This is a genomic window from Acetobacterium sp. UBA5834 (genome assembly GCF_002435675.1).
Taxonomy (GTDB): Bacteria; Bacillota; Clostridia; order Eubacteriales; family Eubacteriaceae; genus Acetobacterium; species Acetobacterium wieringae.
In genome coordinates this window covers 1-10,844 of record NZ_DJGY01000038.1, presented here as the reverse complement: position 1 = coordinate 10,844, position 10,844 = coordinate 1, and the positions used below count along the sequence as shown (strand labels likewise).

General features: G+C 37.0%; 13 protein-coding genes and 1 pseudogene. All 14 read left to right on the top strand.

Going from position 1 to position 10,844, the window contains the following annotated elements:
* Positions 1-612 (top strand): HAD-IC family P-type ATPase (locus tag B3F51_RS08145; RefSeq protein WP_286946500.1); only part of this gene is annotated, 612 nt, incomplete at its 5' end.
* A 54-nt stretch (positions 613-666) separates the two neighbouring features.
* A complete protein-coding gene (locus B3F51_RS08140; protein WP_286946498.1) occupies positions 667-1,341 on the top strand; it encodes a hypothetical protein in 675 nt (224 codons plus the stop codon).
* A 60-nt stretch (positions 1,342-1,401) separates the two neighbouring features.
* Complete coding sequence (locus B3F51_RS08135) at positions 1,402-1,617, top strand: cation transporter (protein ID WP_286946496.1); 216 nt, start codon at positions 1,402-1,404, stop codon at positions 1,615-1,617.
* A 215-nt stretch (positions 1,618-1,832) separates the two neighbouring features.
* Positions 1,833-2,249, top strand: a complete 417-nt coding sequence (locus B3F51_RS08130) for a SoxR reducing system RseC family protein (RefSeq protein WP_026395829.1) — start codon at positions 1,833-1,835, stop codon at positions 2,247-2,249.
* Between the two features lie 134 nt (positions 2,250-2,383).
* Entirely contained in the window at positions 2,384-2,623 is a 240-nt protein-coding gene (locus tag B3F51_RS08125; protein ID WP_026395828.1) for a heavy-metal-associated domain-containing protein, read from the top strand.
* Between the two features lie 38 nt (positions 2,624-2,661).
* A complete protein-coding gene (locus B3F51_RS08120) occupies positions 2,662-4,062 on the top strand; it encodes a sensor histidine kinase (RefSeq protein WP_286946493.1) in 1,401 nt (466 codons plus the stop codon).
* Positions 4,063-4,073: 11 nt separating this feature from the next.
* Complete coding sequence (locus B3F51_RS08115; protein WP_026395824.1) at positions 4,074-4,385, top strand: CC/Se motif family (seleno)protein; 312 nt, start codon at positions 4,074-4,076, stop codon at positions 4,383-4,385.
* Between the two features lie 273 nt (positions 4,386-4,658).
* Positions 4,659-5,234 (top strand): class I SAM-dependent methyltransferase, encoded by a 576-nt coding sequence (locus B3F51_RS08110; RefSeq protein ID WP_286946490.1) that lies wholly within the window; start codon positions 4,659-4,661, stop codon positions 5,232-5,234.
* 54 nt (positions 5,235-5,288) lie between these two features.
* Positions 5,289-5,981, top strand: coding sequence for an anaerobic ribonucleoside-triphosphate reductase activating protein (locus B3F51_RS08105; RefSeq protein ID WP_286946488.1), 693 nt, complete (start codon positions 5,289-5,291; stop codon positions 5,979-5,981).
* Positions 5,982-6,640: 659 nt separating this feature from the next.
* Complete coding sequence (locus tag B3F51_RS08100) at positions 6,641-6,979, top strand: ArsR/SmtB family transcription factor (protein ID WP_286946486.1); 339 nt, start codon at positions 6,641-6,643, stop codon at positions 6,977-6,979.
* A gap of 389 nt (positions 6,980-7,368) precedes the next feature.
* Positions 7,369-7,911: a DUF2703 domain-containing protein gene (locus tag B3F51_RS08095; RefSeq protein WP_286946484.1), complete on the top strand. Its 543-nt coding sequence runs from the start codon at positions 7,369-7,371 to the stop codon at positions 7,909-7,911.
* 692 nt (positions 7,912-8,603) lie between these two features.
* On the top strand, positions 8,604-8,978 hold the full coding sequence (locus B3F51_RS08090; protein WP_286946482.1) for an ArsR/SmtB family transcription factor: 375 nt from the start codon (positions 8,604-8,606) through the stop codon (positions 8,976-8,978).
* Positions 8,979-8,991: 13 nt separating this feature from the next.
* Positions 8,992-9,075 (top strand): annotated as a pseudogene (locus B3F51_RS16260) (hypothetical protein); the annotation flags it as partial.
* A gap of 24 nt (positions 9,076-9,099) precedes the next feature.
* The coding region (locus tag B3F51_RS08085) for a heavy metal translocating P-type ATPase (RefSeq protein ID WP_414632366.1) at positions 9,100-10,844 on the top strand (1,745 nt) is incomplete at its 3' end.

Here is a 10,844-nt window from a genome sequence, read left to right as displayed (position 1 = left end):
AAAACGCCCATGTACATTGCCATGGATGGCACGCTGTCCGGGATTATTGCTGTGGCCGATGTCGTCAAAGCAAGCAGTAAAGCGGCCATTGCCAAGCTTCATGAAATGGGTATTGAAGTGGCGATGATTACCGGAGATAATCAAAAAACCGCGGCAACCATTGCCAGACTGGTTGGCATTGATCGGGTTCTGGCCGAAGTATTGCCCCAGGATAAATCAAATGAGGTTAAAAAGCTCCAGTCAGAAGGCCGAAAAGTGGCGATGGTTGGGGATGGCATCAATGACGCGCCGGCATTGGTTCAGGCTGATATTGGTATTGCGATTGGCTCCGGTACCGATGTCGCCATGGAATCCGCCGACATTGTGCTGATGCGAAGTGATCTGATGGACGTTCCCACTGCCATTAAACTCAGCAAAAGCACGATTCGTAACATCAAACAAAATTTGGTCTGGGCATTTGGTTATAATGTCGCCGGAATCCCCATTGCCGCCGGATTGTTCTATCTGTTTGGCGGGCCACTGCTGAATCCTATTTTTGCCGCTGCGGCCATGTCACTGAGCTCGGTTTCAGTGCTCACCAATGCACTGAGATTAAAAGGGTTCAAGCCATAAAAAGTAATAAGTAATAGTAAAAAAATAAACTTAAAATAAAAAGGAGATATGATTATGAAAAAGAAAATTGTTTTAGTAGGGGCAGTAGCATTGTTATTAGTTGTCCTATCTGGTTGCCAGCAGGCAGATGTTGTTGGCAAGACCTCTATCACATCATTTGATGCGGTTCTTCAGGCAATCCCTGATCAAATTGCCGAAGACGAGATGAATGGCGGATGGTCTTTGTCGGCACCGGATGGAACCGCCCGTTTTATCTGGAGTAAAGATTACAGCAGTGGCACACCTCACGATGTGATGCTGGAAGTGGCTGCGAAACCATTCATCGATGCCGGACTTGATGTCACCAAACTCCCTGCCGGGATGGTTATCGGCGATAAGATTATGGTCGGAACCATGTTAGGTGATGAAAAATTAACCTATAAAGGCGAAGTCACACCGCTAGCCTCCTATGAACAGATTGTCAATTTAAAACGTGAAAATATTAAATATCATACCGCCCTTGACCACTATGGGGTCGATCTTGGTGATGGCAATGCGTTTGAATGGGCGAAAGACATGAGTACCAATGACAAGGATATCGTCTTTGTTTTAAATCCACAGATTTTTATTGATGCCGGCGTTGATCCGGAAAAAGTTGAAGGCTGGGTTTTCGCCAAGGTCAGTGCCGAAGACGAAGATAAAAAACCAATTGAAGTTGATAAATTCTTAAAACCGTTTAGTATTAAATAAATAGTCTAGAATAACGACTCAAAATAAATATTTTAAATAAAATTTAATGAGGTGCAAAAAATGAAAAAAATAATTTTAAATGTCGAAGGTATGTCCTGTGCTCACTGTGAAAGAGCTGTAAAAAATGCTGTTGTCGAACTTGAAGGTGTTGAGAGTGTCATCGTCGATCTTCCTGGAAAAACGGTGGCAATCGAATACGATTCAGATAATTTAACCTTTGAGAGTTTTAAAGCGGCCATCGAAGAAGAAGACTTCAATGTAGTAGGACAAATCTGAAAAACTAATGCAAATAACCGTAAATAGTATAAAACCAATATCCTTAAAAAATTTCAAAGATGTCACATGCTGATACGGTTAAAAAGTTGTTATAAGCGTCTTTGCTTAAAAGTAAAGACGCTTATAAACAACAGATAGTATGGTCCAATATGGACGTAAGTCATAATCGATTCATCAATCAGAACGGATTGAAATTTTAAAAGGTGGGAATGAAAATGAAACAGCAAGAAATTGGGATTGTTATTGAAGTAAATGGAAATGTGGCAAAAGTCAAGGCCGCCAGACATGGGGATTGCGATAACTGTGGAGCATGCCCTGGAGATAGTGCTATTGTCATGGACGTTCGCAATGCCGTTTCGGCTAAACCAGGACAAAAAGTAGCATTTGAGATGCACAGTGCAAGTATGGTACTCGCAGCCTTTGTGGTATATGCGATTCCTTTATTTGCCGCCGCCGCGGGAGCGGCGATTGGTTGGTTGATTGCAAATCAGCTTGGTCAATCATTGGTAGGGTTTCAAGTTGGTGGTGGTATAATCGGATTCGGTTTATCATTAGTCGTTATAAAATTATACGATCGGGCTATAAAAAACAACGTCAAAACACTGCCTGTGATTACGAAAATATTGAATTGAAGTTATTAATGCTAAGTCATTCAATTTTTAAATTAAAGAATGATTTTGTATTTTACTAAGTATGAATTTTGTGAATAGGCGTGTTGCTGTATTTTCCCAACACCCAATTTTACATAGATTAAAAGGTGAAAGAAATGGTACAAATGACACTCAATATTGAAGGTTTATCCAGTGGCCTTTGCGGACAAGAATTAATGGAAACAATCATTAAGATCGATGCACAAGCAGAGGTAGCAGTTGATTTGCCTAAAAAGAATATAACAATTGAATTTGATGCAGAAGTGACGAGATTAGACAGTTTTATATATTCAGTCGAAAACGAAGGCTACTCCGTAACAGATATAAAATTAATCATTTTTCGTTATGGTTATTAAATGAAGAAATTCAATTAATCTTGAATTAGGAGATTGCTATGAAACATAGCTTAAGAACAAAATTATCGCTGACTATTGCTCTGATAATGTTACTGACTGTAGCTTCGATCAGCTTTCTATCTAATATTTTAATAGAAAAAGAATTTACTAATTATCTTACCATTCAGCAGGAGAAACGAACTCAGGAAATAACAGATAGTTTGAGTCAGCAATATGATCTGAATACAAAAACATGGGATGCTGATTTCGTTCATACCATTGGCATGTATGCACTTTATGACGGGTATATTGTTAAGGTTTATGATTTGCAGAATCAAACGATCTGGGATGCTGAAACCTGCGATATGTCCTTGTGTACACAAGTGATGGATGATATTTCACATCGAATGGACACGAAATACCCGCAAATGAATGGTGAATTTATGTCAAAGACCATCTCGATTATGAAAGACGGGGAGGTCATTGGCACCGCACATATCAGTTATTTTGGACCGTACTTTTTAAGCGCTGATGATTTTCAGTTTTTGTATGCACTCAACACAATTTTAATCGGTATCGGACTTTTCTCACTCATTTTTTCAGTTATCGTCGGAACAATCCTGGCTAAACGATTAAGCAGTCCAATCCTAAATACTGTCACGGTCACAAAACAAATTTCTGATGGTGATTATGATGTGCGCATCGCCGAAGGCTCAAATACCAGAGAATTAAATGAACTCATTGTTGCTGTCAATCATTTGGCCGATTCACTGGGAAAGCAGGAATCGTTAAGAAAACAATTGACATCAGATGTAGCTCATGAATTACGAACCCCTCTTACATCCATCGGAACCCATATTGAGGCCATGATTGAGGGGATCTGGGAACCCACAAACGAACGTTTGCAAAGTTGCCACGATGAAATATTGCGGATCGGCAAAATCATTCAGGATTTAGAGAATTTGGCAAAAGTTGAAAGTGATAATTTAAAACTTGATAAAACACAAATCAATCTGACTGAGTTATCCGAAAAGGCAGTTGGTAACTTTGAAGTAGGTATTAATAAAAAAATGTTGAACGTATCGATTAGTGGGGACAGTTCAGCCATCTATGCAGATCAGAATAGAATCAGCCAGGTTCTCATAAATTTAGTTTCTAATGCGGTAAAATATACACCAGAGAATGGAACTATAAAAATTCATATTTCTGAAGATAAGCAGTTTGTTCAAGTAAGTGTTAGTGATAATGGAATCGGTATTCCAAAAGATGAACTTCAATATGTATTTGAGCGGTTTTACCGTGCGGATAAATCCCGAAACCGCATGACTGGTGGTTCCGGAATCGGTTTGGCCATTGTTAAGTCAATTGTAACTGTCCATGGGGGCATGGTTGAAGCCGAAAGTCAATTAAACAAAGGTAGTTGTTTTACAATCATATTGCCGAAAAATAAAATGGAATAGGAGTGATAAAGATGGACAATTCATTTAAACTAAAGATAGACGCCGCAGTTTTAGCATACATGCATAAAAAAGGAAAAAACGATTTGACACTCACGATCAGTTCCACCGGGGGTGGATGTTGTCCAACTTTTGAGCTCTCTGAGGTTTCACTTACGAAACCAGATCAATTGGAAGCGTTTGATATTTTTCAACAGAATGGTATTACCGTATATATCAGTAAAAATGCAAAGGTGATAGCCTCAACACTACATTTTGTGCTAAAAAGAAATCTGATTGGTGCAACGATCCAAGTCGAAGGATTAAGTCTAAAAAAACGGCCATAAAGCATTCCCGATTTCATATATTTGAGACTAAATTGCTTTTGTTGCTACCTAAGCCTCCGGTTCGATGCCGAGGCTTTTTTTGCTTAACTTTCGTTAGCGATGTGTCTTAGCTTACATTGTTATTAAACTCAAGATCCATGGAAAGCTTAGTTTGAATGTGATAAATATAGATTTAATTTTATTTGTATATGATATGAATACTATGACTTAAAAAGCTTGTGAAAATAGTTTAATAGAAATTCAATATTAGTGAAAGATAATGGGGAATAGAGAATGAAATACAGAGAGTCAGGAATGCCATCAGAAGCTACGTGGGATGCATTTTTTAAACCGATAGACATGATAAACAAAATCGGCATTAATAGCCAAATAAGAACTTTAATTGATATCGGGTGTGGTTATGGAATATTCTTATTGCCGATTGCAGAAATTGTAAGTTCAAAGGTGATCGGAATTGACATTGATGATGCCATGATTGAGGTTTGTCGTGATAAAATAACGGAACATAATTCTTCGAAAATTCAATTGATAAATGGTGATATCTGTAACGACAGCACTTTAAACATGTTGAATAACTATAAGGGTGAAATTGATTTTATAACATTATTTAATATCCTTCACTGTGAGGAACCGATTACACTTCTTAAAAATGCATATAATATTTTAAATGATGATGGTAGAATTGCAATAACGCATTGGAAATATGAAAAAACGCCACGAGGACCATCTATGGAAATAAGACCAAAGCCTGAAATGATTATAAAGTGGGCATTAAAAGCAGGGCTTGCTTTAGATAAACATGTTGATCTACCACCCTATCATTATGGTTTAGTATTTATAAAAAAATGAAGATGAAAATAACTATTTCAATTTTCCCAGCTTTCTTGAAGAAAGGAGTTTTAAATGAATATAGGTGGCGTCCAAAGATTATCCCTATTGGATTATCCTGATAAGACATGCTGTACTATTTTTACAGTCGGATGTAATTATCGTTGCCCATTTTGTCATAATGCATCCATTGTAGAAAATAAGCTATCAGAGAAGGGTGTTTTACAGAAGGAAGTTATGGATTTTTTGAAGAGACGCTTAGGTATTTTAGATGGAGTCTGCATCACCGGAGGCGAACCGCTTTTGCAAGATCAGCTTGAAAATTTTATAAGGGAAATTAAGGCATTAGGTTTTTTAGTAAAATTGGATACCAATGGAAGCTTGCCTAAAAAATTAAAACAGCTAATTGAAACTGGTCTAGTAGATTATGTTGCCATGGATATTAAAAATTCACCAGATTCTTATGGACAAACCATAGGAATTAATAACTATAACCTTGATCTTATCAAAGAAAGCGTCGATCTATTACTTTCAAACATAGTACCCTATGAGTTCCGAACTACAGTCGTGCGCCAATTACATACAAGCAAAGATATGTTGGCCATTGCGCAATGGCTCAAAGGGGCAGAACACTATTATCTCCAGAATTTTGTTGATTCCGGGGACATATTGGAGGGTGGGCTCAGTGGTTTTTCAAGAGAAGAAATGCAGGCTTTTCAAGAGCTTATTCGGCCGATAATCCCATCAGTTGAGCTTCGCGGCATATAAGTAAACGTACAACATATATTGTGCTTTGTCGTTGACTCTTGTTTTTCACATGCAAAATGTTAGTGAATATAAGTAATGGCTGCTGAACAAACCGCCAACCCTCAACATCACTGACTTTTTGAGGGATTTCGTGGTATAGTAAGTGAAAGAGAAATGTGCGAAACCACTCAAAAACCTTGAACACGAGGTGATATAAATGTATAAATTCAACGATAATCAGATCAGTTTCAGCGAATTCAAACAACCCATTGGCATGAAAATGAATGCTACCAATCGATCGGTAAAAAAGCCGAATCGATTCCCTGGAAGGCCTTTGAAGAAAGTACGACAAACTGTTTTTAAATAAAAAGGATAAATGTGGCTAAACCATTGAGACTTGCATTTGTGGCCTGTATCATTCAAGCTGAGTATGGGTATTCCGATGTGGAAACCGATATTCAGATTCAACGGGGAGTCCTGGTTATGATTGTTCCCGAAATTCGAATATGGTCTATTCTGAGAACTCCCCACTCACGACTTTCATTGCACGCGACCAAATTATGATGCGACAAAGGTAATGATAATCAAACGGTTCACGGATCGTATTCAGCCAATAATGCCATGTTGCTTTTAAATTCACAATAGTTTGAATATCGTTAATCATCGAAAGCAGGACATTTATGCAATACAATATAGTTTCAACTTCAAGAAAAGCAATTATGTACCGATATTTAATGCCTTGTAAATTGAGATTAATGATTATAGATATGTTATTCTGTGGTGAAATGTGTGCCAGCGATATATTGAAAGAAGTTACCATAACACAGGCTACTCTTAGCTACCATATGAAAATACTGACTGAAAGTGGGCTGGTAAATGCAACTCGTGATGGTGCTTGGATGAGGTATTCGCTTAATAAAGACAAAACGAATGAAGTATTATCTTTTTTCGTCCAAATATCAAATGATAAAAAAGACTGCGTCTGCAAAACAAAGCTAAACAAAAATGGTGATGTTTAATTACAAGGAGGATTTGCGCCCCCTGCAAACAGAATAGATCCTTTTGCTACTGATCACAACTCAAATCTGTCATCGAGAGACACAAAGATCAATGGGGTACAACGTATTTCAGTACAGAGATTGCTGCAAAGACTGAGGGAAGTGAAGTGTTTGTTGATAGGTTTTTAAGTCTGAATGGAGGTGTGACTATTAGGCCTGGGGATACAAAAGACACGTTGTTTTTTAGGTGTGCTGAAACTGAGAAAAATAGCTTGAGAAAGTCAATGAAATAAGCGCTGGTAATTTTGATGATGATACCATGGATACAAGAGGTCTCGATAGAAAATATTTTTAAATCAGCGAAGGACAGATTGAAATTGAGTATGAATTTAAATTAAGGAGTGATTAATATGACTAAAAAAGGCAATTCAGGCTGTTGTCCAAGAACAACAGGATGTTCCGGAAATGAAGAAGTGATTAAAATTAAAAAAAACAAACTCACAATTGATTTTTTATATTTGGATTTGAGTGTTTGTACTCGTTGTCAGGGTACTGAAAACAACTTGGATGAAGCTTTGGATGAAGTTACTAATATACTCGAAGCAACTGGAACAGATGTACAAGTAAATAAAATCAATGTTAATACTAAAGAGTTAGCAACAACTTATAAATTTTTAAGCTCACCTACAATCCGCGTTAATGGGCGTGATATTCAGATGGAGTTTAAAGAAAGTTTGTGCGAATCTTGTGGTGATCTTTTGGGAGATGAAGTTGACTGTCGAGTTTGGCGTTATCAAGGTAAAGATTATACCGTGCCACCCAAGGCAATGGTAATTGAAGGAATTCTCAAGGCAGTGTATGGAGAAAATTTGAATTCTAATATAGCTGAACAAGAATATGATATGCCGGAAAATCTAAAACATTTCTACGATGTTAAGGAAAGTAAGAAGTAAGATCGGAGTATTTTGTTTTTCAAATAACATTCAACTATAATTAGAACTTGTTTTAGCATAAAGTCACATCTCAAAAACTGCTTACGTTTAAGCTGATTTATGATAATGCATAGAAATATAGCGGGAGTGTTTCAAGTTTAGTGTATTTTCGAAAATTAAAATAGAATAATGAATAAATGAAGGGGTAAGGGCTTTAGAATAGGCTCTTGCCCCTTCATATCTGCATGTTCCCACTATTGAACACTTCTTCCCGCAACAGACTTCGTAAATGCTGATCTTTTAAGACAATTCTTACATTCAGTGCATTTATATTGCTTATAATTCAAGCCTGTTTCCGCTTAACTTTTAGTGCCATTAAATTTTATCAATTTTTTGAGAATTTTTCTGTTTCAAAAATATATGTGATGATTTGTTGATCAGTATGTTCAATTAAATTAACTAGATTAACTTAAGATTCTGCTTCAAGTTTAAACTTTCTGATTATCCTACCACTTTCTAAGATAAGTATTTTGTCTAGTAAAAAGTTATTTAAGTTTTAATTTCAAAAATTGTTACCAGGTCGTTATCATAAGTAGTTCATAACACTTGAGCAAACGTTCATATATTTATTGACAAATCACTCACGAGGTAATATACTATACACATGAACGATTGTTCATGTGTTCAATTGAATAATAGCAAAGGAGATACTAATGATAAACAAATTACAACTCATCGATAGATGCGACTGTGATGTGATACACGAAGAAGTTGTAAATAAAGTGCGCGAAAAAATGCCTCAAGAAGAAACTTTCTATGATCTTTCAGACCTATTTAAAGCGATTGGTGACTCAACACGAATTAAGATACTCTGGGCATTGGATGAAAACGAGTTGTGCGTTTGTGATATTGCATATTTATTGAATATGACGCAGTCAGCAATTTCACATCAATTAAGAGTCCTAAAACAGGCTGAACTCGTAAAAAGTAGAAGAGAAGGAAAGATTGTGTTCTATTCCCTAGCAGATGAGCATGTAAAGCAAATATTTGACCAGGGATTAATTCATATTTCAGAAGAAAGTAAGTAAAGGAGGGACAGTAATGTTAAAGAAGGAAGTAATTTTAGAAGGTTTAGATTGTGCCAATTGTGCAGCTAAAATTGAAGATGAGGTTAATAAATTAAATGGAGTCAAAGCCTATATGAACTTCATGAACAAGACATTGACTTTAGAAAATGAAATAGAGGGGGACTATCAAGAAACACTAAAAAAAGTAGTGACTATAGTGAAAAAGCACGAACCGGATGTAGTAGTGAAAGAAAAATCCGTTAACAAGAGCAGTAAAAAAGTATTAATACTCGAAGGACTTGACTGCGCGAATTGTGCAGCAAAGATTGAAGCTCAAACACAAAGCCTTGAAGGAGTAAATAGTGCGACCGTTGATTTTGTATCTAAGAAGCTGACAATTGAAGTGATCGATAAAAAGGAATTTGGTAGAATTCTTGGAGAAGTAACAACCATTGTAAGCAAACTTGAGCCTGACGTAAAAATAGTTGAGGTAGAAAGAACAAGGGTAAACAAAAGCACAGCGATTCTTGAAGGACTTGGATGTGCGAATTGTGCGGCTAAAATGGAAAAAGAAATAAGCGGTTTAGATGGAGTAGAATTTGCGGCAGTAGATTTTGTTTCGAAGAAACTAACACTGGAAATAAATCCAAAAGTCAACCGCACTGAGTTAAATGAGAAGATTGAAGGCATCGTAAAAAAAATCGAACCAGATGTTAGGGTTGTTTTTGAGAAGGATACATCCAAGGCCAACTTTAAAGAAAATAAGGAAGAAGAAGGTATCAACAAAAAAGAAATCATGAAGCTTGTTGTCGGGGGAGCAATGTTTATGGTGGGCTTAATCTTTAATTTCCAAAATTGGCTTGAACTTACCATATTTATCATTAGCTATATCATAGTTGGCGGAGATGTTGTCTTAAAAGCAATTAGAGGTATTGCCCGTGGACAGGTATTCAGTGAGCACTTTCTGATGAGTATTGCTACCATTGGTGCTTTCTTCGTTGGTCAGTATCCTGAAGGGGTAGCAGTAATGCTGTTCTATCTGGTAGGTGAATTGTTCCAGGATATGGCAGTAGGTCACTCCAGAAAATCAATAAGTGCTCTGATGGATATAAGACCTGACTATGCAAATCTTAAGGTTGGCGATGAGATTCGAAAAGTATCTCCAGAAGAAGTAAACATAGGTGACATCATCATGGTTAAACCGGGAGAAAGAATTCCACTAGATGGCAAGGTCATAGAAGGAAACTCTATGGTTGATACTGCTGCGTTGACAGGGGAATCTGTTCCCCGTGAACTCGAGCCTGGAAATGATGCACTGAGCGGGTTCATTAATAAAAATGGTGTTTTGACTATAGAGGTAACAAAGGATTTTGCCGATTCAACAGTATCTAAGATTTTGGATCTGGTTCAGAATGCCAGCAGTAGGAAGGCTCCTACAGAAAAATTTATAACAAAATTTGCACGTTACTATACTCCGATTGTCGTATTTGGAGCATTAGCCTTAGCAATCATACCACCATTGGTGATCCCTGGTGCTACTTTCTCTACATGGATATATCGAGCCTTAGTATTCTTAGTTATATCTTGTCCATGCGCGTTAGTAATTTCAATACCATTGGGCTTCTTTGGAGGGATTGGTGGAGCATCGAAGAGAGGTATATTAGTAAAAGGCAGTAACTATCTTGAAGCGTTGAACAATGTAGAAACAGTTGTTTTCGATAAGACGGGAACGCTAACCAAGGGTGTATTTGAAGTTGTGGATATCAACTCTCAAATTGATTTTACAAATGAGGAATTGATTGAATACGCAGCATTTGCTGAAAGTCACTCAAGTCATCCAATTGCACTATCCATTTTGAAAGTTTATAACAAAGATGTCGATATCAC